The following is a 22,202-nucleotide window of genomic DNA, read 5'->3' as shown; positions in this document are numbered from 1 at the left end:
GGCAAAAGAAACCCTAGGGTAGCTAATTATTCACTATCCATTTTTTAAGTTGGCGTTTTTTAATGTTTTAAATGCTTTATAAGCGTATTTCAGCTTGTGTAGGTAAAAACCCAGAAATTTGATAAAGACATAGAGTGCACATAGTGCAAAAAATTAAACATGAGACGCCAGATACGTGAGTTTTTTTGTCATTTAATCTGTACAGAGAAGATAAATAAATAGCTTCAGTTTCATGATAAGGGGGCTGGCGGAGTTTGTCAAGGAAGTTTTTTCGTTTCTGCGGGCTACTGAATAACGGCTACAATGTTTGTACAGCTATGTACATAGCGCTGAAACCCAAAAAAAGAACCAAGTAGCCTTGGCTACTTGGATGACAAAAGGTAATACAAGAAATCTATTGGCTCTCGTATACCTTAGTGAAACTTAACAAGTTTATCTATAGTTTTAGTGATGATTCTTGGAGTATCCGGAGAAACTGCTGAGCTCAGCCTATTTAGTCGCTCTATAGCAAACTCGCTGTTCTCATTTGTTATGAAATCACATAAAATATTTTCTATATCCTTAGTAACACTTTCATGCTTCCTCAGAGGATGATTATGTGGATACCTATTGATGGTTCTGATGCTAGAATACTCAACAAAAGCTTGATCCTTAAAAGCAAGTTGTCTCAATTTCTCTTTGAATTTTCCTTCTTCCTCTTTTGCTAAAAGGCGAGACTTCATCAGTGATTTTATAATCAAATTTATAGCTTGATGCATTTCAGAATGCACTATAACTTTAATGGTATTTTCTTCTGCTATACAATCATAAATACTTTTTTCGCTTTTTAATGACTCTATAAGCATTCTGCTATTTTGTGAATTCAATTCCAAATTCTCTTCACTCATAGGAGTTATTATAAAGGTATTCTTATTTACTCTGATATTAAATTGTGGAAATCCTTCAGAAAAGGAAAATGCTACATCCTTAGATTCAAGTGCGTGATTGCATGCAGAAAAAAGGGTATGTGCTATGATGCTGCTTGGCACTTCCATTACGTGTTTACTCAGGTGATTCAATACATTTTCAATATCATGATATGTAAAGCCTGTATCTTTTAGCAATTCAACAACTTCTTTGCCGTTGTGCTGCTTGTACTCTATTTTCACTTCTTCTGTAAAAAGTGTTTTAGCTGCTATATTCTTATCAAGCACTGTGAAAATTTTGATGAAATTCTCTAAATCTTGTTTGTTAACTAATTCGATACTAATTAAGTTTCTGCTAATAATTGAAATATTTTTTGTCATTTTTTCCCACTAAAAAAACTCACTAAATGAATTGTATTTTTAATTCATTAAGAATTGTTTAAAGTGAGCATACTAGCTTTTCACTCGTGCATTACATGACAATGAAAGCGAGATAAAAATTATATAAAATCATCGTGTAGTACAACGCCTTCTTCATATTCGTCATTGCTACTTGTGTAGGTTGTGACATCAATGTGATTGTCATTATTATTTAGCATATCATCCAACTTTCCTTCTTTTTCAAGATCCATCAATTTGTCACACCCCCCAATGTGCTTATCGTTGATAAAAATCTGTGGAACTGTTCTAACGTTATACTTTGATTTTATGTCGTTAAATAGATCTGAGCTTTTGAGCACATCGATTTCTTCATACTTCACACCTTTTTTATCCAGCAACTCTTTTGCTTTTTTGCAGAATGGGCAGTGCTGCTTTACATATATTATAACTTTTTCTTTAGTATTTTTCACAATTTATCTCCGTAGCTTACTAAAATATAGTTATTATATATAAGAAATATGTAAAAACATCAAATTGTATGAAAATTATTTATAATTGTGAGCAAGAGATAGAAAACAATGTAGCACTAACCTTCGGAAATTTTGATGGCATTCATTTAGGACATGAATTTGCAATTTCCACTCTAAAGAAGGTAGCACAAGAAAGAGGATTACCCTCTGCAGTTTTAACTTTTGAGCCTCACCCATCAACTGTTTTATTTGGCAGAAACAATTTTAGGTTAATAGACCAAGAACAAAAAAAGGAACTGATCAGCAGCTATGGTATAGATTACTTGTATATTATTAATTTTAATAGAGGTTTTTCTGAGGTTGGCTGCGATGACTTTATCAGTAAGATTTTAATAGATAAATATGGCGCTAAACACATAATTGTCGGAGAAAATTGCACTTTTGGTCATAAACGATTAGGTAATATATTAACTCTAGAGCAATATTCTGAAACGTATGGATACTCTTTGACTAAATTAGAGCCATTAATAATTGACGGCAAAATTTGCTCTTCTTCTTCAATAAGGGAGTATGTACAAAGGGGCGAAATAGAAATTGCTAATAAATTGCTCGGCAGACCTTATCAAGTTTCTGGTGTTGTGACAAAAGGTGCATGTAGAGGTAGAGAAATAGGATTTCCAACCATAAATATTCCTATAGAAGATTACATGATAAAACCAAAATTTGGTACATATTACGCCAAAGTGATGTTTTCTTATAATAACCCAAATTGGTTATATGGAGTAGTCAATATTGGTATGAGACCTACATTTAAGGATCTGAAAAAGCCCATAATAGAAATGCACATATTCGATTTTAATGAAGACGTATATAATCATAAAGTCAATATACAACTTCTAAAATTCATAAGGTCAGAAAAAAAATTCCATAGTATTGAGGAGTTAACAAAACAGATAAATTATGATATACTTAAAGTTTATAGGTTAAAGGCAAATTTATGAAAAAGTTATGCTTAATTATTATATTAATTATAGTATTGATTGACCAAACGAGCAAATTGTACATAAACTCATTGATTGATGAAGGAGAATCAATTGAGATCACTAGCTTTATAAAGCTAGTTGAAGTTTGGAATTCAGGTATTAGTTTTGGAATGTGTAGCGCTTTGCCACATGGCGGTTTCTTTTTTTCAGCATTTTCAATACTAATAATTGGTATACTTGCATACTTGATATACAAGTCTGACGATCAGTCAACTTACCTTGGTTTTTCTCTGATGATTGGTGGAGCAATCGGAAACGTAGTTGATAGGATCTATTGGGGAGCTGTATATGATTTCATATATTTTCATATTGATGATTGGTATTGGCCAGCCTTTAATTTAGCAGATTTATCTATAGTTTGTGGAATGTTTACATTGTTATATAAGTGGTATATATACGATATGCTTATTTCTAAACAAAATGAGGAATAAAATAATTATGTTTACATAATGTTGACATCGCTATATAAGTGGTATACATATGATATGTTTATTTTCAAACAACAATGAGGAATAAAATAATTGTTTTTATATTAGGTCGAAATAATGCTTCATAAGTTTTTTAGTTTTCTTATACTACCTGTACTTTTTTTTACTTGCTCAATTTCTTTGAAGGCTTTGAGCATAGAGCACAACATAAAATATGCTAAACTCAGTAACGGACTAGATGTCTATGTTGTTCCTAATCATCGAATTCCATCTGTTTTACATGCAGTAATATACAAAGTTGGGGGAATGGATGATCCAATCGGCAAAGCAGGATTGGCTCACTACTTTGAACACTTAATGTTTAAAACTACAGGAAAGTTTAAAGACATAGAAGCCACTATGAGTAGCATTGGGGCTAAATTTAACGCATTTACCACTAAAGAATATACCTGTTATTTTGAGTTGATCCCCAAAAAAGATTTACCACTTGCAATGGAAGTTGAAGCAGATAGAATGGGCAACTTTAATGTTACTCAAGACAAAATAGATAGAGAAAAAAACATTGTACTGGAAGAAAGAAAAATGAGATTTGATAACCAACCTCATAACTTGTTGTGGGAAGAAATGGATAGTGCATTTTACCGTAATGGCTATGGTAGATCTGTTATTGGCTGGGAGAGCGATATCAAAACTTACAATCAGGATGACATAGTGAGGTTTCACGATAGTTATTATCACCCTGGTAATGCAATATTGCTGATTGTGGGTGATGTGGAGTTTGATGAAGTAGTGAAATTAGCAGAAGAAAAATATGGCGAAATTAAAGCTAAGCCTGTAATGAGACATTACCCAAATCAGGATCCAGTGCATAATGCAGGTCTATCGGTGACCTTAGAGAGCACTGAAGTAAAAGAATCAGTTTTATATTTTCGTTATCGTGTTCCCTTATTTGATCACATAAATGAAGCCTCTGCTGCTCATTTAGCGGTTGACATTTTAGGTGGCGGCAAGTCCAGCAAACTGTATAAAGATTTGGTTTTAGATAAAGATGTGGCAGTATCAGTGTTTGCTTATTATAATAGCCTAGCTTTTAGTGATGGCTACATTGATATTATGATAATTCCAAAAAGTGGCGCTAATTTAGATATTGTTGAAAGAGAGTTAGATAATACTATTAATGGCTTCGTATCTAAAGGGGTGACGAGCGAGGAATTACAAAGCTCAAAATATAGATACAAAGCAGCACAGTTTGATAATCTATCTGACTTAACTCATATAGCAATGTTTTATGTGCCGCACCTAGCACTTGGCATTCCACTTGATGAAATAGATATTTCATATAGCAAGATTAATGATGTCAATCTAGAGGATGTAAATAATAAAATCCGTGCTATTTTTTCTGCTAATAAGTTAATTGGTCGTTTATTACCAAAAGGAGATAATAATGAGAATAAGTAAAATTATATTTCTATTTTTTTTCTGTCTAGGCTTTAATTTACAAGCAAGTGGTAACCTAAATATAGAGGAGGTCACCACCCGTAAAGGATTTAAGTTTTTATTTGTAGAAAATCATGATTTGCCAAAAGTTTCACTCAATATATCGTTCAAAGATGCAGGTTACGTGTATGAGAATGCGGAAAAACAAGGGCTTACTTGGTTTACTTCTCTTGTAATCCAAGAAGGGGCAGGAAAAAATGATGCCAAAGATTTTGCGAAAAAGCTTGAAGATAAAGGGATTAGTTTAAATTTTATTGCTGATTTAGAAGCATTTAGGGTTTTATTAAATACTTTGTCTGACAATCTAGAGGAAGCAATTTCATTACTGAGCGATACTATAATGCGTCCTAAAGTTGACCCTGAAGGGTTGAATAGAGTTTTCGAGAAAGCCAAAGTTGATTTTAATAATCTTGAAAAAAATCCTGGCTTTGTTGCTGTAGAAGAATTGAATACGTTGTTGTTTAAAAAACACCCTTACTCAAAAAGTATGTACGGTACTCTTGACACTAGAGTGAGCATTACTAGAGACGATGTTTTAACATACATAAAGCGTAATTTTGCTAAAGATAACATAGTTATCAGTGTTGCTGGTTGTGCAAAAAAAGAAGAAATTATTACGCTATTAGATAAATATTTATCTAAATTGCCGTCAAAAAGATCAAAAGTGAGAAAAATACCTGTGAAAAATGATTTTGGTTCTGCAGAAAGTAAGAACATTTTTATGGATATACCACAAAGTGTGGTACTTTTTGCTCAAAAAGGTATAGCTTATGAAGATCCTAATTATTATAACGCTAGTGTCTTAATTGATGCACTTGGTGGCATGAGACTGAATTCAATATTAATGACAGAATTGAGGCAAAACTTGGGTATTACTTATGGTGTTTATGCAATGATTATTCCCAATAAACATGGAAATATTATATCTGGATTCGTGAATACTGATAGTTCTACTGCTGACAAAGCTATATCAGCGGTAAAAGATACATTGAGCAGGATAAAAAAGGAAGGAATTGACGAACAATTGTTCAAGGATGCAAAAATTGGTTTGGTAAATAATCTTGTCCTTCGCCTGTCTAATAACACAAATATAGCAATGCTGCTCGATGGTATGCAGATAAATGATCTTGATGTTAACCGTATAAATAATTATGCGAATGTCATTAATGATGTTAAATTAGAGGAAGTAAATGAACTGGCAAGTTCTTTACTGGAGCCCGAAAATTTATTTTTTATTGAAGTTGGAAAAAACGCTCAAGGTCAATAATTAATACTTTCTGCTATTGACCTTACTGCTTCTACATAACACTTATGCTCCTCAGCTAGAATGCGTTCTGAGAGGCTTTGAACATCATCATTTGGTAGCACTGGCACAGCAACTTGAGCAATTACGGCTCCAGCATCAACTTCAGGAGTGACATAATGTACAGTACAACCTGTAATTTTTACACCTGCTTTTAGAGCTTGCTCTTGAGCGTTTAGGCCTTTAAAAGACGGAAGTAAAGAGGGATGAATATTTATCACCTTGTTATGCCATTTACTCAGAAAATCAGCTTTGAGAATTCTCATAAACCCTGCAAGGCAAATTAAATCAACCTTCTGTTGAACAAGTATTTTGTGAATTTTATCAGCATCAAGTGGTTTATCTTTAACAATAAACGCTGGGATTCCTGCTTGCTCTGCTGTTTTCAGACCAGCAGCTTCGCTATTATTTGTGATAACACATGCAACTTCTGCGGGAAAATTCTGATCTTGACATGCTTCTATTAAGGCCTGCATATTCGACCCCCTACCTGAAATTAGTATTCCGAGTTTTATCTTTTTCATTATAGCACAGTTAGTTTAGAATTTAGTTAATACTAACAAAACAGCTCAAAAGGAAAACTTATTTTATAGCAAAGAAGGCAGACTAAACTCTTTATATAAGTGGACCTCTAATTTTGGACCTCATTGGACAACACAAAAATAACGAATAGCCTCATGTACCCAGCTTAAACTAGCTTTAATGCTTAGATATTGTGCTATTTTTGTATAATATACCACTATAAGTATATATTTTTGTAATCGCGTTATTATTTATTTAACAAAGTATTAGTATAATTTATTACACTGGATTAAATGGAGAAAGTTCAATGAGTAAATTACCGAACAATGCAAAAATAGGTAAATCTCAGGTTACTCAGTGGGAGGTAATAAAAAATTGTGAATATGCTGATAATTGCTTGTCAAAAATAGTAACTTTGTACGTTATTAGAATAACTCAGCTATCAGATTTTTATACGAGTGACGAACCTGAAATTAACACTGTTTTAGCAAGAATAAGCGTGACAAGTGAAAATGTATTTTTAAACAAGGCTACTACTATTGAAGTTATGGAAGGTATTTTTCCGTATAAATTTAACAGCAAGAAGAGAAATAACATATTAAGGTTAGAAGATTTATATAATTATTTATGTTCTATTGTTAATAATAGCCTTCCAAAAGAAATGCTTGAAAGTCTTGTAAGGGAATATAAGGATGCTGTTAACTTATTTAAAGCAATTACTTAACTGAACGTAGTATTTTTAAGATTTTGTTTTCTATTTCAGAAATGCCGCTTTCAAGGTTTTTATCTATCAAGCATATGGTAGACAAATACGTTTTTTGCTTGCTTTCAACATTGATAGTTAAAGTTCCGGGAGTGATTGTGACTGAATTGGCAAATAACGCAATGCTTTCGTCATTATGCCCTTTGCATTTTCTTAGGATAATGATCGGTTCAAGCTTAGATTTGAGTTGTAGCACCTTTTTTGTTACATAAACACTTGATAAAATGATTTGGTACATTAACCACGGTATATAACTTACTAACTTATAAAACGACAGTCTACTCGTACCATTTAAAATCTGACTCAGAGCGCTTTCAGCGTTTATCAACCGTCTAAAGATAAACAATGTGAATATAGAGGAAAACACTCCACAAAAAATAAAAAACGGTTCAAAATAACCAGACAGTATAATCCATAGAACAAATAAAGTTATAAACGACAGAGAAAAAAATTTGATTTTCTTCCTAAAGTTGAGGTTTTTCATAGTCTGTAATATAACTTAAATGACTCTTTAAGGAAAGATATATTATGAATTAAGTCAAAAACTCTGTAATATATTGAAGCTTAAAGATATCTTTAGATATGGAAGTTATTGCAGAAAATAGGAAAGCAAGGTTTGAATATTTCATCTTAGAAGAATTTGAAGCAGGTATGGTCTTATTAAGTAGTGAGGTAAAGTCACTAAGGGAAAGAAAAGTAAATATTTCCGACGCTTACGTTATTGAAAAAAATGGTGAAATATGGCTACATAACATGCACATTGCAGAATATAAAGCTGCGAACAAAAAAAATCATAAGCCAAAAAGGGAACGTAAACTGCTTTTACATAAAAAAGAGATAAACAAACTAATTGGTCAAATCAAAACCGCTGGGATAACTGTTGTGCCGCTTTCGGTCTATTTTAACGATAAAGGATTGGCAAAAACTAAAGTTGCCATTGTAAAAGGAAAAAAACTCTACGATAAGAGAGCAACCATAAAACAGAGAGAGTGGGATCGTGAAAAAAGTAGATTGTCTAAGAATAATTTGTAGCAAAATATGTCTTTAAATCCAGTAATTTTCAGCATCGGTCCTGTTTCTATATATTGGTATTCCTTAGCCTACGTTTTGGGTATAGTGTTTGCATATTGGTATTTACATAAGCTAGATGACCAAAAAATATTTACTAAGAATTTTTACGATTCGTTATTAACAGCCACTATTGTAGGTATTATCCTTGGAGGCAGACTTGGCTACGTATTGATATATGATCCAGTTCTTTATATAAGCAACCCTATCGAGATATTGAAGACCTGGGAAGGAGGGATGTCATTTCATGGTGGTGCTATAGGAGTTTTGCTTGCAGTAATAATTTCATGTAAAAGACATAACATTCCTATATTTTATGCACTGGACCTAGTTTCTTGCGGAGTTCCCATAGGTTTATTTTTAGGTCGCATAGGCAATTTTATAAACGGAGAGTTATTTGGCAGAGTAACAAATGTGCCGTGGGGCATGGTATTTCCAGAGAGTGATGATAATTTGCTACGTCATCCAAGCCAGCTTTATGAGGCATTTTTTGAAGGACTGCTACTTTTTGCAGTTGCAAATTCACTGTTTTTTTTGACTAGAATAAGACTATATCACGGTGCATTAACTGGTATTGCAGTTATGTGGTATGGAATAGCACGTTTTTTCGTTGAGTTTTTTCGCGAACCAGACTATCAAATTGGCTATTTGTGGCTTGATTTAACTATGGGGCAGTTGCTTTCTATACCTATGGTTTTGCTGGGAATGCTTGTATATCTAGGCGCATTAAATTTAAAATTTAATACGAAATCTGTTACATAGAGGAAAGGTGAGTTTAATAGAAAAATGTAGCCAGAAGCCCCACATCATGCACAATTGTACGAATTTTCTGCGTTGTAGTAGAATAAATATGAGATCCGGTGTCATTCCAGCGCGTAACGCTAGGCCATAAAAATTCCTTGACAAACTCCGCCAGCGCCCTTATCATGAAACTGAAGCTATTTATTTATCTTCTCTGTACAGATTAAATGACAAAAAAACTCACGTATCTGGCGTCTCATGTTTAATTTTTTGCACTATGTGCACCTTATGTCTTTATAAAATTTCTAGGTTTTTACCTAATATAAGCTGAAATGCGCTTATAAAGCATTTAAAACATTAAAAAACGCCAACTTAAAAAATGGATAGTGAATAATTAGCTACCCTAGGGTTTCTTTTGCCTTTTTTTCTGTTTAGTAAATTTCTTAATGTTTATAATTTAGATTAGTTGCGGTTTAAAAGCAGCTGAATCGCAGTTATTAAGCGTTGAGAATAAAAAAACGCCATACTTGAAAGTATAATGTAAGTAATTAGCCAACCATGGGGCTTCTTTTGCCTTTTTTTTCGTTTGGTAAATTTCTTAATATTTATGGCTAAACGACAACCGTCATCCCAGTGCTTGACACTGGGATCCAGTTTTCTTTACAAATTCACAAAAAGTGCTTCATTCTATAACGCAAAACCCATACTCACCAAACCCAATGCATTACTTGCAATTAAGTTTCCTGGATCCCAGTGTCAAGCACTGGGATGACAGGGGAGGGAGGCTACTTTCATGACATCATCATAAAGTAAAATGAGATCCCAGTGTCTGGGCACTGGGGAAGGGGCTACTTGGATGACACCCTTTTGGATGGAAACCAGTGTCAGCTACTTGCATGACACCCTTCCTAGTGTAATTTATTCGGGAGATTTGCTGAGCGGTAAGATTTTTCCTGATACGCTGCAGTTTTCAGAAGCTAATTCCACGAATTTATCTGTTAGTTTATCGGGTGACACTAATTCAGATCCAGGAAATGCCTGCTCACTACCCACAGGTCCTTCTGGATATACAGCATTTACACATAATTTTGTATGTTTTGTTTCAGATGCATATATTTTCACCATTATTTCCAGTGCAGCTTTACTTGCAGTATACGGCATCCAATATGGATAAGAGGAAGGAGAAAGTGTCACTTCTGAAGTCATGAATATCGCTCTTCCAGCATTAGACTTTTTTAGCATTGGATCTAAGTTTTTTAGTAAGTACCAATTGGCAGTAAAATTTGTATTCATTACGTTCTGTAGCTCTTCAATCTCACAGTCGTAAGTGGGGTTCAGTTTGCCTAAAATTCCAGCACATGCAACTAATATATCAAGTGCTCCAGATTCTGATAATTTCATGCTTTCTATCATGTTTGTCAGTATCTTTACATTCTCAAAGTCTAAAAGATCAAGCTGTATTAGCTTCACAGAGCCTTCTTTAAATTCTTCAAGCCCTTCAATTTCATTATATAGTGGCTTGAGGTGATCGATAGACCTTGAAATCAGAATCACACATGCACCTTCTCTTACAAACCTTTTTGCAACAGCAGAGCCTACTCCATCTGAAACCCCGGTAATTAAAGCTACTTTACCTTCTAACTTACCCATTTCTTTTTCCTTAGCGAGATTCATTGAAATATTTTAGCTGAAAATTAAATTTTGCTCCATATATAAAAATTAAACTGAGCATATAAAAAAATAGTAATGACACTACCACACCACCTAAACTTCCATATATCAAATCCAGTTGGTCAAAGGAAGCTTTTAAGTATTGCTTAAAAGCTGAAGCAGAAATCGTCCAAAGAATAACAGCTACACAAGATCCAGGAAATACGTCTGATAAATTTTGTTTTATGTTTGGTAACATAAAATATAGCCAAGAGACTACTGTGAAAAGTACAAATTCAATAAGTAAATACCTAGTATAACTTAGCCCCTGATAGGAAAAATCAATTAGCATTGGTACTAGTGTAGAAAACACTATAGTTAGAGTTATAATAAGCGTGATTACTAAAAATTGTAATATACTTAGTACTCTTCTTAATATATAAGGCGGCGAAACCGGAACTTTATAGGCCTTATTGAGTATTGTTCTAAGCCCTTCAATTGTCGATGAAGCGGTCCAAACAGCACCTACAATTGCCAAAGTTAGTAAGCTTTGTGGCGGGCCTGATATTATCTCCCTAATGCGCGGCATCAAAGATGATAAAATATCCTGTGGCATGTTATCAATGATAAATACCCAGCCAATGTTATACTGGTCTAAGAAATTTGCGAATGTTGACGCCACAGCCATTAAAACAATAAGAAAAGGAAATATCGATAACAGGATTAAAAATGATAGATACCCTGCGTGCTCCACTCCATCATTATGAATTGTGTCAATCAAAGCACGATAAAGGCAATAAACGATGCTGTAAAATTTCTGTAGCACTGTAATATAAACGAACCAAGAAAAGTATTCTAAATGAAATAAAGGATACTTTTAAGCAAAAAAATCCTCACCGTTTACTTAAATTTAATCAAAATGATAGATAATCCAGCGTTAAATAGAAATTATCGGAGGCGTAATGAAAAATTTTCTTCTACTTGTGGCGTTAATTCTCTCCTTTGCGTTTGATGCGCATGCTAATCTAGATGCAACATCAGCAGTGATATGCAAAATAATGGGTTATGCTCACGGTATAGGTGGGCCGATGATCACAATAGTGATAATAGGTGCAGCTTTACTTGCAATATTTGGCAGAATGCCGTGGCCAGCACTTTTTGCACTCGGTGCATTTACTGCTGTGTTTTTTGGTGCTCCTGCCGTCGTTTCAAAAATAGCACCAGGCACAGCAAGTAGGTGCGAGACATGTACGGGTACTAAAACATTGCAAGAGGACCCTGTAGGATCAGGGAATTATAAGTGTAAATAAAAGTATTGGGTAAGTGATGCTTCTTGTATCATTTACCTAAATTTAATCAAAGGGATAGATAATCAAACATGAAACATAAATTATAGGAGGCGTAATGAAAAATTTTCTTCTAGTTGTAGCTCTAATTTTCTCCTTTGCATTTGATGCAAATGCTGATGAAACAGCAGATACAATCTGTAAGATAGTAGGTTATACTCACAGCATAGGTGGGCCGATGATTACGATAGTGATAATTGGTGCGGCACTGCTTGCAATATTTGGTAGAATGCCTTGGCCTGCTTTATTTGCATTAGGTATGTTTACCGCTGCGTTTTTTGGTGCCCCTGTAGTCGTTTCAAAAACAACACCAGACGGTGTGATTTGTCAAAACGGTGCAGTAGTGAATAAGCCATAGAAATTATTGGAGGCATAAACGTAGTTTTCTTTACTTGAAAGTGGTCAAGCTGAACACTTTCAGTGTCTATAACTACCTAATAAATTCTCTTTCTGTAATCATATCAGTTAAAGTCTGGATTCCAGCGTCACGCGCTGGAATGACAGGGTGGAGTGAATAACCATAGGGTGTTATCCCAGTGCCCTGACTACTTGGATCCAGGAATTTTATTAAGTTGGTAAGCATAAAAATAGCTGTTTTACGTTAAAATACAATGTTTTTGATGATTATGGAAAGGCTGGATTCCAGTGTCAAGCACTGACCATTTGTTGTAAACTTACTTTTTCTTGATTTTTTGGTTTATCTCGCCTACCTATTTTGCCACTTTGCTGAACGGATACAACTAAACAATAGGCCTATCTATCATTCTGATGTGATTTCAGTTTTTTTTACGTGCAAACTCTCTAATCCCACCTTGTAGTTAGGATAAATTAGAGAGACATTAAGATCTTTTTTAATTTTAACATTACTTACTCTCTTTGATCCTAAATAAAAACTCTGTGCATAATCTGGTAACTCAATTGGCTCTGGAGGGCTAACATTGAGAAGTTTGGCTGCATACATTACCACTTCAGATTGTGTAGTGGGTAAATCGTCTGCACAATTGTATATTTCACCAGGTTTTATGTTTTGCATGGAAGAAAATAAAATATTCGATATATCTTCAACGTGAATACGAGAAAAAAAATGCCCTTCTTTTTTCACATTCCTTGCTTTGCCAAGCTGCAAGTCAATTAACACGTTCCTACCAGGACCGTATATTCCAGCTAAACGAAAAATATGTACAGGCAATCTGCTATTCAGCCACTTCCTTTCAGATTTAAGGCGCTTTTCTCCTCTGATTTCTATAGGTTTTGTTTCAGATTCCTCATCCACCCAATTACCAGAGTGATCACCATAGACGCTAGTTGCAGACAAATAACCGAACCATTTAACATTTTGCAGGCAATCACCGTATCTCTCCACAACATCATCACCATCTGGAGGAATAGAAATTAAAACGTGCGTTGCGCTTTTAAGCAGATCTTGGCTAACCTTCTCATAATTAAAGAGGATTACATTTTGTATATCTTTACTTCTTGATGTGCCACTGACTTTCCAACCTAAGTTCAGTAATTTTTTCGATAAAAATTTAGCTACATATCCATAACCAAAGCAAAACAAGTGCATGAAAATTAATTTTTAAAATTCTTCTTGATAAATTCTACTCCTAATTTTATTCCCTCTTCATTAATAATATGCCCTAATGCATGAATTGGGTGCCCTTCAACATTTACCCCTGTTTCTTTCAGAGCTTTAACCGCTAAGTCGAGGGACGAAAAAGGTACCACGTCGTCAGCATCACCATGGATAACACATATGTTAGGTTTTGATTTGATCTCTGGTGCAGCTTTTGAAGGTGAAAGAAACCTACCAGAGTATGCAACAACTGATGCACAGGATTGAGAGCGGGTGAGAGCTGTATGTATTGCAAGCATTGCTCCTTGAGAAAATCCAACTAAAGAAAGTTGCGTATCTTTTAAATTAAGCTCCTTTAATTTTGTATCAATGAAATGATTTACAATTGATGTAGCATTTTTTACTCCATTATATAGCGCCTCCTCACTACGATCTTCCAAACTGAACCACTGATAACCATCACCTATTTCTCTCTTAAACGGAGCATTGGGTGCTACAAAATATGAACCCAGTAAAAACTTGCTCATAACTTTAGCAAGGTGAACAAAATTATCACCACTTGAGCCCCAACCATGTAAAAAAACAATCAAATTTTTCTTGTTTCCATCTGCACAAATTTCTGGGCCTTTAAGTTTAATCATCTCTTTTCCTTTTGCGTTTATATTTTTATTTAACACTAATTTTCAAATTTGTAAAAACCCATGTGCAATTACGTTCCCGATACTATAGATAAAGTGACTTAGGTTCACCGACAACCGTCATCCCGCTACGTGTTAGCGGCTGAGATACCGCGCACAACTGTACAAACATTGCAATATGGCACATAGTAAACGATGTCATGAAAGTAGCTGACACTGGAATGACAGGAGAGGGGACTGGAATGACAAGAGGAGAATTCTAAAACGACAAGTTTCAAGGAAATCTTATGTAAAATCTAGCATTAACGAAAATTATACTATTTTCATGCATGCTATGGTTTTTGTAATTAACGGAGGGTAATATGCATTCAACTGATAAATTGAGTGCTTTGAGTAATAACACATTAGGGGAGCTTATAGCTGAGTTAAATAACAAATTTGTTAAAACTGATGGTTCCAATATTACAACTCAAGCAGATAAAGGAAAAGCCTTAGTGGATGTTCTAGTTCCTGCTCTTGCAACAGTTGGTACTGATGATACTAAGAAAGTTTATACTAAAGGCACAGCGGATACTAGTTTTGTTAAAACTGATGGTTCCAATATTTCAACCCAAGCAGATAAAGGAAAAGCCTTAGTGGATGTTTTAGTGCCTGCTCTTGCAACAGTTGGCACTGATGATACTAAGAAGGTTTACACTAAATCAGCAGCAGAGACTGCATTAGCAGATAAAGTTAACGTTACTGGTGACAACGCAACTGATGATGGTGTAAATGCTATGTTAGACAAGCTTACAAACAAAGTTGCTAAAATTGATGGTTCTAATGTTACTGAAGCTGGTGCTAAAGCTATTTTAGGTCAACTTAAAGGAAACGACCAAGTCGCTAAAATTGATGGTTCTAATGTTACTAAAGATGGTGTAACTGCTATGCTAGGCAAACTCACAGACGAAGTTGTTAAAACTTCAGAACTTAAAACAAAAGCTGCAGCGAAAGATGTTGTGGATGCTATAACTGCTTCTTCTGATTTTACAAATAAGGTATATATTAAAGCTGATCAAGCTGATGAAGTTTATACTAAAACAGCTGCTGATGCTGCATTTGTTAAAGCTACAGAGCTTAAAACAAAAGCTGCAGCGAAAGATGTTGTGGATGCTATATTTGATGCAAAAGATGGCAATAACAAAATCTCTGAAACCAAAATAGGTGCTACTTTTGCTAAGACAACTGATTTAAATAATAAAGTTAATGTTGCTGGTGACAATGCAACTGATGCTGGTGTAACTGCTATGCTAGGCAAACTTATAGATGCAAATAAAGTTCTTAAGGTTGATGGTTCTAATGTAACCGAAGCTGGTGCTAAAGCTATTTTAGGCCAACTCAAAGGAAATGACCAAGTTGCCAAAATTGATGGTTCTAATGCAACTGATTCTGGTGTAACTGTTATGTTAAACAAGCTCGCAGACAAAGTTGTTCAAACTTCTCAACTTGAAACACTAGCTGTAGCAGAAAAGGTACTTGGTGCAAAAGATGGCAACAAATCAATTTTAGTAGATAAGTTAGGAAGATTCCTTGATAACTCTACTGACAATAAGTATGGTGTCAACAGTGATCAAACAGCAAAGGCTTTCTTAGCCGCAAAAGGGATGACACCAACAGCTGCTGAAATAGCTGATCAGCCAGCTTTACAAGCTCATGCAGCACAGATAAAGATAAGCAGTCCAGAATTTAAAAGAGCTGTGCAAGAGGAAATGTCACAACCGAAATTTGACATTCCAGCAAGTGATGATGTTGCACTTGACTGGACTTGGTAATCCAGCGCTAGATCCAAGTAGTCACGCTACTTGGATGACGTCATACGGTCCTCGAATGACGAAAAAAAGGACTCAGATAACACCCTACAATGTCATTCCAGCGCGTGACGCTGGAATCTAGCCTTTTCATCCAAGACGGCAGCGCCTCCTTCTTCTGTCATCCCAGTGCCTTGACTACTTGGATCCAGGAAAGTTTGCTTGTGAGCAAGCAAACTAGCATAGAAAGTGGTTACAACATTTTCGATGAGATTATATGGAAAACTGGATCCCAGTGTCAGCTACTTGGATGACATCATCCTTTTTTGGGATTCCAGCGTCACACGCTGGAATGACATCACAGGGACACTGGGATGACACCTCTCTTGGACTCTTTTAGCTACAAACATTAAGAAATTTACCAAATAAAAAAAAAGGCAAAAGAAGCCCCGTGGTTGGCTAATTACTTACATTATACTTTCAAGTATGGCGTTTTTTTATTCTAAACACTTAATAACCGCGATTCAGCTACTTTTAAACCGCAACTAATCTAAATTATAAACGTTAAGAAATTTACTAAACAGAAAAAAAGGCAAAAGAAACCCTAGGGTAGCTAGTTATTCACTATCCATTTTTTAAGTTGGCGTTTTTCTATGTTTTAAACGCTTTATAAGCGCGTTTCAGCTTATGTAGGTAGAAATTTTATAAGACATAAGGTGCACATAGTGCAAAAAATTAAACATGATACGCCAGATACGTGAGTTTTTTTGTCATTTAATCTGTACAGAGAAGATAAATAAATAGCTTCAGTACCATGATAAGGGCGCTGGCGGAGTTTGTCAAGTAGGTTTTTTGCAATACCAGAGGATAATTTTAACCATAAACCCCTACCAATAAATTTTAACAAAAATACTTCAGTGCATTTTCAAATATAAGCATTCCATCGCCATATTTTGGTATAGCCACTCCTAAACGTTTACATTTTTCTTTTTCAAGAGGCCAATTATCTTGCTGAGTAAAAAATATTCCCCTTTCTGGATGGGGCATTAAAGCCAATACTCTCCCACTTTTATCTGATAAAGCTGCCAGATCGTATGTAGATCCGTTTGGATTGTGAGGAAATTGCAGATTAGCATAGCTACTATTATCATCTATATAACGTAATGCTGTGCAATTTTTTTCGATTAATTGATTCAAAGTATCTTGATCCATAAAAAACTTGCCTTCTCCATGAGCAATAGGGAGATATAGTTCACTCAGGCCCCGTAGCCAAACAGAATTACTCTTTGAATTAACTCTCACTCTAATCCAACGGCATTGATAATTGCCTATATCATTATGGATTAAAGCTAGACTAGAGAATTCTGGAATTAACTTTACTAATATCTGACAACCATTACATATTCCTATAATCAGCTTGTCCTGAGATAAAAACTCTTGAAACTCATCCAACAAGTTGTTTTTAATGCGTAAAGCAAATGCATTACCAGCACCAGTGTCATCACCATAGGAAAAACCCCCTGGAATTGCAAGTATATTGCTTAATTTCAGTTCACCTGGATTATCTATGATATCGTTAATGTGAACGATTTTTACTTCAATATTACCAATACCAAGTTTTCTGCTGCATTCCATAAATGCAAATGCGGTTTCTTTTTCGCAATTTAAGCCATAACCAGATAGGACTGTGATTTTCATGAATTGCTAAAAATTAAAAAATTCGAATTTCCTTTTTACAAAATTTGCTACTAAATTTAACGCAAATAACACCAATAATAAAGCTATAATTGCGATAGCAGCAAGTTCAACAAATGCAATTTCAGGACTGCTTGACCATATGTATATTTGCACAGGTAGAACAGTTGCCGGATCGAAGAAGGACATAGGCGTATCAGCAATAAATGCTACCATACCTATCATAAGTAAAGGGGAAGATTCACCTAAAATCCTTGCAATTGCAAGCACAGTACCATGTATTATTCTTGGTAATGCAATCGGCAGAGAGTGATCTAATATCACCTTGATGTGAGGTGCACCGAGCGCAAACGCTGCATCTTTTATCGTAATAGGAACATTCGCAAAGGCATTTTTTGTTGCAATTATAATATTAGGTAACATCATAAATGAAAGAGTCATTCCACCAACAAGTGGTGAAGAGCGTGGTAGCCCAAATATGCCAAGATAGAGAGTTAAGCCCACTACACCAAATATTATTGAAGGCACTGCAGCAAGATTATTTATGCTAATTTCTACAATATTAGTCATTAGCCTATTTTTAGGCATAAATTCATAAAGACAGATGCCCGACATAATTCCTATTGGTAATGCTAATGCTAGGCACACTATAATTGTCATTAATGAACCGATAAATGCCCCTAAAATCCCTGCATTCTCAGGTTCACGAGAGTCAGATTTAAGGAATAAAGACTTATTAAAAAATTTTTTCACTCTCCTCTTTTCTTTTAGCCAATCAAGTAATTTAGCATAACGATCATTCAAATGTTTATCTTTATTTATTGAATTAATTATACTTGACGCGGTAAACCAGATCTCATATTCACCACTATCTTTTACTTTCTTACGAAAAAATTTCTCTAGTTCTTTGTAAGAATTACGACTTAAAATTTCGTCACTGTCTTTAAAACCAGTTCCTTTAAACACCTTACGTAAAGAATCGTTGAGTAAGCCAATGGACTTATACCGCAAATCACTAGGATTACTCGCCAAAGTAAGATCAGCATTTATTTCAACTGGCAATAAAATTTTCGTTACTGTTAAGGCACTGTAAGAGTTAACTAATATACTCAACAATATGCACACAGGACAGCCAAGTGAGATAACTAGTGCCGTGAAAGAACAAAAGCGTAACGCTCTGTTCTTTTTATTTTTCCTTTTTATACGAGCATGTACACGCCTTGACTGAAGTAATTTAAGGAATTTTTTCTTTATACTCATTTATTTTTCTTTACACGAGGATTTGAAAAAACTTTCCCCTTTTTTGTCATGCAAGTAGCTGACACTGGGATCCAGCAGGCTTTGCCTGCAAATAATTTTTACATTTTCCATGAAAGCACAAACCAAAAGGAGAATAATGAATGCTGGATCCCAGTGTCGGAGCACTGGGATGACACAATGGATATCATTCTCCGTTGTACCTACTTAGATTTCTTTTTAACATAAGTGGTACGTTCTTTGACCCTTGCAGCTTTTCCAAACAGTTTGCATAGATAATACAGTTTTGCTCTACGAACCTTTCCTTTTCTTGTCACTTGCACTGAAACCAGTGCAGGAGAATAAACAAAAAACTGAGACACTATACTTTCCCCATGGCTCACTTTTCTGACTGCAAAAGAAGAATGTAACCCGCGGTTCCTTTTTGATATACATACACCTTCAAATATCTGTATACGTTCACTTGCACCGTCAACTACTTTAAAAGTGACCTTCAAATCATCGCCAGGACGAAATTCTGGTATTTCTTTAGCTAACACTTGCATTTGCTGTTCGTTAAATTTTTTAAGTAAATTTGTCATTTATCTCTCCATTCAATAATTCAGGCCTACGCTTTTTTGTTATAACATGAGACTGCTTCTGCCTCCAATCACTTATTTTTTTGTGATTGCCAGATAACAAAACCTCAGGTACTTTATATCCCTTCCACTGCTCAGGTCTAGTATATTGAGGATATTCAAGCATACCACCATCATAACTAAAACTTTCTTCAGTAATACTATCGGTATTATTTACTACACCTGGAAGAAGTCTAATGCATGCATCAAGAACCACCATCGCAGCTGGCTCACCTCCTGAAAGTATATAATCTCCAATACTTAACTCATAAGGAGTATACGCATCAATTATCCTTTGGTCAATACCTTCAAATCGACCACACAATATTGTTATATGAGGAAACTCTAATAATTCTCTGGCAATATTCTGATTAAACTTCGCGCCAGATGGAGTCATGTAAATAAACTTAGTGTTTTTATGAACAGAGAGCATACTATCTACTGCATCACCAACTACATCAGAACGCATAACCATTCCTGCTCCACCTCCATATGGAACATCATCCACAGTTGAATGTTTATCTTTCGCAAAAGAACGAATATTTATTACTTCAAGGTTCCATATTTTTTTTTCTAACGCTTTTCCGGCAAGAGAATAGTTCAAAAACCCCGGGAACATTTCTGGGAATATGGTTAATATTGTAACATTGAATGCCATTAAGGTTTATTTTAAGTTATTTGGGGCTATACTCTAAGAATAGTAAATTGATATAATATATAGTTAAATTAAACATGTCACTGAATAAAACGATATACGAAGGTAAAGCGAAAGCCATTATTGAAACTGAAGACTTATCAATTGTCATACAGCACTTTAAAGATGATGTTACAGCATTCAATAAGGAAAAATATGAAATAATCGATGGTAAAGGAATAATTAATAATCATATTAGTGCTTTTATCATGGAAAAGCTTGAGAAAGCAGAAATTAGCACACACTTTATAAAAACTCTAAACGAAAGAGAACAGCTAGTCAAAAAACTCAAGATAATACCTCTTGAGGTAGTAGTTAGAAATGTCGCAGCTGGCAGCTTTTGCAAACGTTTTAATATCAAAGAAGGTGAGAGGCTTGCATCTCCTATAATCGATTTTTTTTACAAAAATGATGACCTAGCCGACCCAATGGTAAGTGAAAATCACATACTGTATTTTGATTGGCTATCTAGCAAAGAAATGGATGAAGTTAAAACTACAACTTTAAAAATCAACGAAATATTAGTCCACCTATTTTCAAATGCAAGTATATATTTAGTTGATCTCAAGTTAGAATTTGGCAGATTAATAAATGACAGTACTAAAATCGTTTTAGCTGATGAAATTAGCCCTGATAACTGCAGATTATGGGATAAAAATACTTATAAAAAGCTAGATAAAGATGTCTTTCGTTTGAATTTAGGAGATTTAAAGGAAGCATACCTAGAAGTTGCAAAAAGACTGTCAGTAAAGTTAGGTTAACTAAATACTACTCTATCAAGTGGAGGGTTACATGCCTCATCAAGTTTTCCAATAATTTCAATTTTTTCTCCACGTTTTTGGAAATGATTTTTCACGTTTTGCATATTCTCAGAACTTACGATCAATACCATACCAATACCACAATTAAATGTTTTTAGCATTTCTTTCTTCTCTATTTTACCCTCCTTTGTTAGCCATAAAAATATATCTGGCCATTTCCAGGAATTAATGTCTATGTTTGCAAATAAGTTTTTTGGAAGAATCCGCGGAATATTATCTATCAAGCCACCACCTGTTATATGTGCAATGCCTTTTACCTTTGGCATAATAGGCAACAAAGAATCAACATATATTTTTGTTGGTTCGAGCAACACTTCTTTCCAAGGCTGATTATTCCATGGAGACAAATCATTATAATTTATACCTAAATCTTTAAAAATATGGCGCACTAAAGAAAACCCATTTGAGTGAATTCCACTTGACTCTAAGCCAATTATATAATCACCTGCTTTCATCATGCTACAGTTTGGAAGAATTTGCTTTCGATCAACTACACCAACTACAAATCCTGCAAGTTCATAGTGATTATTGCCATACATTCCAGGCATTTCCGCAGTTTCTCCACCAACCAATGCTATTTTAGCTTGCTTGCACCCCTCTGCAATGCCCTTAACCACAGATAATAAAACATCTTTGGTCAAAACGCCTGTTGCAAAGTAATCAAGGAAAAACAAAGGCGTTGCTCCTTCTGCAAGTAAGTCATTTACACACATTGCAACTAAATCTATACCTATAGTATCATGCTTATTTACCTCTTGAGCTATTAACAGCTTTGTGCCCACTCCATCAGTTGAGGAAACGATTACTGGATGGTCATACTTCTTACTTAGTGCAGCAAAATCAAACAACGCAGAGAATGAACCTATTTCGCTGATTACTTCTTCTCTAGTAGTCTCTTGAGCAATAGGCTTGACTTCTTTTATTAACTTATTATATAGTTCAAGATCTATTCCTGATTTAGCATAAGTGTTCATAACTTTTTCAAAAATTTTATAATTAT

The 22,202-nt window shown here is 34.7% G+C and carries 26 protein-coding genes; 12 read left to right on the top strand and 14 right to left on the bottom strand.

From position 1 onward, the window contains the following. Window positions 1-413: 413 nt before the first annotated feature. Together AABM58_RS02665 and grxC are read right to left on the bottom strand one after the other, a co-directional pair. Window positions 414-1,286 carry a hypothetical protein gene (locus AABM58_RS02665; RefSeq protein WP_338406252.1) on the bottom strand — a complete coding sequence of 291 codons (873 nt, stop codon included), beginning with the start codon at window positions 1,284-1,286 and terminating at the stop codon, window positions 414-416. 119 nt (window positions 1,287-1,405) lie between these two features. After that, window positions 1,406-1,756: a glutaredoxin 3 gene (gene grxC / locus AABM58_RS02660; RefSeq protein WP_338406251.1), complete on the bottom strand. Its 351-nt coding sequence runs from the start codon at window positions 1,754-1,756 to the stop codon at window positions 1,406-1,408. A 68-nt stretch (window positions 1,757-1,824) separates the two neighbouring features. Here grxC and ribF point away from each other — a divergent pair, with 68 nt between their 5' ends. The 4 genes from ribF (at window position 1,825) to AABM58_RS02640 (ending at window position 5,991) form a co-directional block, all read left to right on the top strand. After that, a complete protein-coding gene (gene ribF, locus AABM58_RS02655) occupies window positions 1,825-2,757 on the top strand; it encodes a riboflavin biosynthesis protein RibF (protein WP_338406250.1) in 933 nt (310 codons plus the stop codon). Beyond that, entirely contained in the window at window positions 2,754-3,230 is a 477-nt protein-coding gene (lspA, locus tag AABM58_RS02650; RefSeq protein ID WP_338406249.1) for a signal peptidase II, read from the top strand. The genes ribF and lspA overlap by 4 nt, the downstream gene beginning before the upstream one ends. Before the next feature lie 114 nt (window positions 3,231-3,344). Further along, window positions 3,345-4,685: a M16 family metallopeptidase gene (locus AABM58_RS02645; protein ID WP_338406248.1), complete on the top strand. Its 1,341-nt coding sequence runs from the start codon at window positions 3,345-3,347 to the stop codon at window positions 4,683-4,685. Then, a complete protein-coding gene (locus AABM58_RS02640) occupies window positions 4,672-5,991 on the top strand; it encodes a M16 family metallopeptidase (protein ID WP_338406247.1) in 1,320 nt (439 codons plus the stop codon). The genes AABM58_RS02645 and AABM58_RS02640 overlap by 14 nt, the downstream gene beginning before the upstream one ends. Here AABM58_RS02640 and purN read toward each other — a convergent pair. Continuing rightward, window positions 5,985-6,551, bottom strand: coding sequence for a phosphoribosylglycinamide formyltransferase (purN, locus tag AABM58_RS02635; RefSeq protein WP_338406246.1), 567 nt, complete (start codon window positions 6,549-6,551; stop codon window positions 5,985-5,987). The genes AABM58_RS02640 and purN overlap by 7 nt on opposite strands. A 305-nt stretch (window positions 6,552-6,856) precedes the next feature. Between purN and AABM58_RS02630 the strand changes: the two genes are divergently transcribed. Further along, on the top strand, window positions 6,857-7,273 hold the full coding sequence (locus tag AABM58_RS02630; protein ID WP_006279382.1) for a hypothetical protein: 417 nt from the start codon (window positions 6,857-6,859) through the stop codon (window positions 7,271-7,273). Here the strand turns inward: AABM58_RS02630 and AABM58_RS02625 are convergent. After that, a complete protein-coding gene (locus AABM58_RS02625; protein WP_338406245.1) occupies window positions 7,266-7,796 on the bottom strand; it encodes a Na+/H+ antiporter subunit E in 531 nt (176 codons plus the stop codon). The two genes, AABM58_RS02630 and AABM58_RS02625, sit on opposite strands and share 8 nt — an antisense overlap. A gap of 98 nt (window positions 7,797-7,894) precedes the next feature. Here AABM58_RS02625 and smpB point away from each other — a divergent pair, with 98 nt between their 5' ends. The 3 genes from smpB to AABM58_RS02610 all read left to right on the top strand — a co-directional run bounded on the left by smpB (window position 7,895) and on the right by AABM58_RS02610 (window position 9,893). Continuing rightward, entirely contained in the window at window positions 7,895-8,344 is a 450-nt protein-coding gene (gene smpB / locus AABM58_RS02620; RefSeq protein ID WP_338406244.1) for an SsrA-binding protein SmpB, read from the top strand. Window positions 8,345-8,350: 6 nt separating this feature from the next. Continuing rightward, window positions 8,351-9,142 carry a prolipoprotein diacylglyceryl transferase gene (gene lgt, locus AABM58_RS02615; protein ID WP_338406243.1) on the top strand — a complete coding sequence of 264 codons (792 nt, stop codon included), beginning with the start codon at window positions 8,351-8,353 and terminating at the stop codon, window positions 9,140-9,142. 586 nt (window positions 9,143-9,728) lie between these two features. Continuing rightward, window positions 9,729-9,893 carry a hypothetical protein gene (locus AABM58_RS02610; protein ID WP_338406242.1) on the top strand — a complete coding sequence of 55 codons (165 nt, stop codon included), beginning with the start codon at window positions 9,729-9,731 and terminating at the stop codon, window positions 9,891-9,893. 146 nt (window positions 9,894-10,039) lie between these two features. Here the strand turns inward: AABM58_RS02610 and AABM58_RS02605 are convergent, their stop codons facing one another. Next, window positions 10,040-10,795, bottom strand: a complete 756-nt coding sequence (locus tag AABM58_RS02605) for an SDR family oxidoreductase (RefSeq protein WP_338406241.1) — start codon at window positions 10,793-10,795, stop codon at window positions 10,040-10,042. Beyond that, a complete protein-coding gene (locus tag AABM58_RS02600; RefSeq protein ID WP_338406240.1) occupies window positions 10,782-11,597 on the bottom strand; it encodes a YihY/virulence factor BrkB family protein in 816 nt (271 codons plus the stop codon). The genes AABM58_RS02605 and AABM58_RS02600 overlap by 14 nt, the downstream gene beginning before the upstream one ends. Window positions 11,598-11,733: 136 nt before the next feature. On the opposite strand from AABM58_RS02600, the gene AABM58_RS02595 reads away from it, so the two are divergent. Both AABM58_RS02595 and AABM58_RS02590 read left to right on the top strand, forming a co-directional pair. After that, window positions 11,734-12,081: a TrbC/VirB2 family protein gene (locus AABM58_RS02595; RefSeq protein ID WP_338406239.1), complete on the top strand. Its 348-nt coding sequence runs from the start codon at window positions 11,734-11,736 to the stop codon at window positions 12,079-12,081. A gap of 94 nt (window positions 12,082-12,175) precedes the next feature. Further along, on the top strand, window positions 12,176-12,475 hold the full coding sequence (locus AABM58_RS02590; protein WP_338406238.1) for a TrbC/VirB2 family protein: 300 nt from the start codon (window positions 12,176-12,178) through the stop codon (window positions 12,473-12,475). Between the two features lie 72 nt (window positions 12,476-12,547). On the opposite strand, the gene AABM58_RS02585 is transcribed toward AABM58_RS02590, so the two are convergent. The 3 genes from AABM58_RS02585 to AABM58_RS02575 form a co-directional block, all read right to left on the bottom strand. After that, on the bottom strand, window positions 12,548-12,700 hold the full coding sequence (locus AABM58_RS02585) for a hypothetical protein (RefSeq protein ID WP_338406237.1): 153 nt from the start codon (window positions 12,698-12,700) through the stop codon (window positions 12,548-12,550). Window positions 12,701-12,877: 177 nt separating this feature from the next. Continuing rightward, window positions 12,878-13,684, bottom strand: coding sequence for an SDR family oxidoreductase (locus tag AABM58_RS02580; protein WP_338406236.1), 807 nt, complete (start codon window positions 13,682-13,684; stop codon window positions 12,878-12,880). 5 nt (window positions 13,685-13,689) lie between these two features. Next, on the bottom strand, window positions 13,690-14,334 hold the full coding sequence (locus AABM58_RS02575) for an alpha/beta hydrolase (RefSeq protein WP_338406235.1): 645 nt from the start codon (window positions 14,332-14,334) through the stop codon (window positions 13,690-13,692). A 359-nt stretch (window positions 14,335-14,693) separates the two neighbouring features. Here AABM58_RS02575 and AABM58_RS02570 point away from each other — a divergent pair, with 359 nt between their 5' ends. Beyond that, window positions 14,694-16,142 (top strand): hypothetical protein, encoded by a 1,449-nt coding sequence (locus AABM58_RS02570; protein ID WP_338406234.1) that lies wholly within the window; start codon window positions 14,694-14,696, stop codon window positions 16,140-16,142. Window positions 16,143-17,018: 876 nt separating this feature from the next. Here AABM58_RS02570 and AABM58_RS02565 read toward each other — a convergent pair. The 4 genes from AABM58_RS02565 to trmD form a co-directional block, all read right to left on the bottom strand. Continuing rightward, window positions 17,019-17,816 carry a phosphoribosylformylglycinamidine synthase subunit PurQ gene (locus AABM58_RS02565; protein ID WP_338406233.1) on the bottom strand — a complete coding sequence of 266 codons (798 nt, stop codon included), beginning with the start codon at window positions 17,814-17,816 and terminating at the stop codon, window positions 17,019-17,021. 6 nt (window positions 17,817-17,822) lie between these two features. After that, window positions 17,823-19,073, bottom strand: coding sequence for a phosphate ABC transporter permease PstA (gene pstA, locus AABM58_RS02560; protein WP_338406232.1), 1,251 nt, complete (start codon window positions 19,071-19,073; stop codon window positions 17,823-17,825). A 200-nt stretch (window positions 19,074-19,273) separates the two neighbouring features. Then, complete coding sequence (rplS, locus tag AABM58_RS02555) at window positions 19,274-19,651, bottom strand: 50S ribosomal protein L19 (protein ID WP_338406231.1); 378 nt, start codon at window positions 19,649-19,651, stop codon at window positions 19,274-19,276. Further along, window positions 19,635-20,345 (bottom strand): tRNA (guanosine(37)-N1)-methyltransferase TrmD, encoded by a 711-nt coding sequence (gene trmD, locus AABM58_RS02550; RefSeq protein WP_338406230.1) that lies wholly within the window; start codon window positions 20,343-20,345, stop codon window positions 19,635-19,637. The genes rplS and trmD overlap by 17 nt, the downstream gene beginning before the upstream one ends. A gap of 74 nt (window positions 20,346-20,419) precedes the next feature. Between trmD and purC the strand changes: the two genes are divergently transcribed. Continuing rightward, window positions 20,420-21,142, top strand: coding sequence for a phosphoribosylaminoimidazolesuccinocarboxamide synthase (gene purC, locus AABM58_RS02545; RefSeq protein WP_010081959.1), 723 nt, complete (start codon window positions 20,420-20,422; stop codon window positions 21,140-21,142). Here the strand turns inward: purC and purM are convergent. Further along, window positions 21,139-22,176: a phosphoribosylformylglycinamidine cyclo-ligase gene (gene purM / locus AABM58_RS02540; protein ID WP_338406229.1), complete on the bottom strand. Its 1,038-nt coding sequence runs from the start codon at window positions 22,174-22,176 to the stop codon at window positions 21,139-21,141. The genes purC and purM overlap by 4 nt on opposite strands. Window positions 22,177-22,202 lie beyond the last annotated feature (26 nt).

Origin of the sequence: Wolbachia endosymbiont (group A) of Longitarsus flavicornis (assembly GCF_963931955.1) — a bacterium.
Lineage (GTDB): Bacteria > Pseudomonadota > Alphaproteobacteria > Rickettsiales > Anaplasmataceae > Wolbachia.
This window is presented reverse-complemented; position numbering and strand designations above follow the sequence as displayed.

Excerpts from the sequence above, each read along its gene's own strand:
- purC (WP_010081959.1), top strand. The coding sequence starts at position 20,420 with ATGTCACTGAATAAAACGATATACGAAGGTAAAGCGAAAGCCATTATT.
- lspA (WP_338406249.1), top strand. The coding sequence starts at position 2,754 with ATGAAAAAGTTATGCTTAATTATTATATTAATTATAGTATTGATTGAC.
- AABM58_RS02570 (WP_338406234.1), top strand. The coding sequence starts at position 14,694 with ATGCATTCAACTGATAAATTGAGTGCTTTGAGTAATAACACATTAGGG.
- AABM58_RS02585 (WP_338406237.1), bottom strand. The coding sequence starts at position 12,700 with ATGCTTACCAACTTAATAAAATTCCTGGATCCAAGTAGTCAGGGCACT.
- pstA (WP_338406232.1), bottom strand. The coding sequence starts at position 19,073 with ATGAGTATAAAGAAAAAATTCCTTAAATTACTTCAGTCAAGGCGTGTA.
- trmD (WP_338406230.1), bottom strand. The coding sequence starts at position 20,345 with ATGGCATTCAATGTTACAATATTAACCATATTCCCAGAAATGTTCCCG.
- AABM58_RS02595 (WP_338406239.1), top strand. The coding sequence starts at position 11,734 with ATGAAAAATTTTCTTCTACTTGTGGCGTTAATTCTCTCCTTTGCGTTT.
- AABM58_RS02640 (WP_338406247.1), top strand. The coding sequence starts at position 4,672 with ATGAGAATAAGTAAAATTATATTTCTATTTTTTTTCTGTCTAGGCTTT.
- AABM58_RS02580 (WP_338406236.1), bottom strand. The coding sequence starts at position 13,684 with ATGCACTTGTTTTGCTTTGGTTATGGATATGTAGCTAAATTTTTATCG.
- AABM58_RS02565 (WP_338406233.1), bottom strand. The coding sequence starts at position 17,816 with ATGAAAATCACAGTCCTATCTGGTTATGGCTTAAATTGCGAAAAAGAA.
- purN (WP_338406246.1), bottom strand. The coding sequence starts at position 6,551 with ATGAAAAAGATAAAACTCGGAATACTAATTTCAGGTAGGGGGTCGAAT.
- AABM58_RS02605 (WP_338406241.1), bottom strand. The coding sequence starts at position 10,795 with ATGAATCTCGCTAAGGAAAAAGAAATGGGTAAGTTAGAAGGTAAAGTA.
- purM (WP_338406229.1), bottom strand. The coding sequence starts at position 22,176 with ATGAACACTTATGCTAAATCAGGAATAGATCTTGAACTATATAATAAG.
- AABM58_RS02645 (WP_338406248.1), top strand. The coding sequence starts at position 3,345 with ATGCTTCATAAGTTTTTTAGTTTTCTTATACTACCTGTACTTTTTTTT.
- AABM58_RS02665 (WP_338406252.1), bottom strand. The coding sequence starts at position 1,286 with ATGACAAAAAATATTTCAATTATTAGCAGAAACTTAATTAGTATCGAA.
- smpB (WP_338406244.1), top strand. The coding sequence starts at position 7,895 with ATGGAAGTTATTGCAGAAAATAGGAAAGCAAGGTTTGAATATTTCATC.
- AABM58_RS02610 (WP_338406242.1), top strand. The coding sequence starts at position 9,729 with ATGGCTAAACGACAACCGTCATCCCAGTGCTTGACACTGGGATCCAGT.
- lgt (WP_338406243.1), top strand. The coding sequence starts at position 8,351 with ATGTCTTTAAATCCAGTAATTTTCAGCATCGGTCCTGTTTCTATATAT.
- rplS (WP_338406231.1), bottom strand. The coding sequence starts at position 19,651 with ATGACAAATTTACTTAAAAAATTTAACGAACAGCAAATGCAAGTGTTA.
- AABM58_RS02575 (WP_338406235.1), bottom strand. The coding sequence starts at position 14,334 with ATGATTAAACTTAAAGGCCCAGAAATTTGTGCAGATGGAAACAAGAAA.
- ribF (WP_338406250.1), top strand. The coding sequence starts at position 1,825 with ATGAAAATTATTTATAATTGTGAGCAAGAGATAGAAAACAATGTAGCA.
- AABM58_RS02630 (WP_006279382.1), top strand. The coding sequence starts at position 6,857 with ATGAGTAAATTACCGAACAATGCAAAAATAGGTAAATCTCAGGTTACT.
- AABM58_RS02590 (WP_338406238.1), top strand. The coding sequence starts at position 12,176 with ATGAAAAATTTTCTTCTAGTTGTAGCTCTAATTTTCTCCTTTGCATTT.
- AABM58_RS02625 (WP_338406245.1), bottom strand. The coding sequence starts at position 7,796 with ATGAAAAACCTCAACTTTAGGAAGAAAATCAAATTTTTTTCTCTGTCG.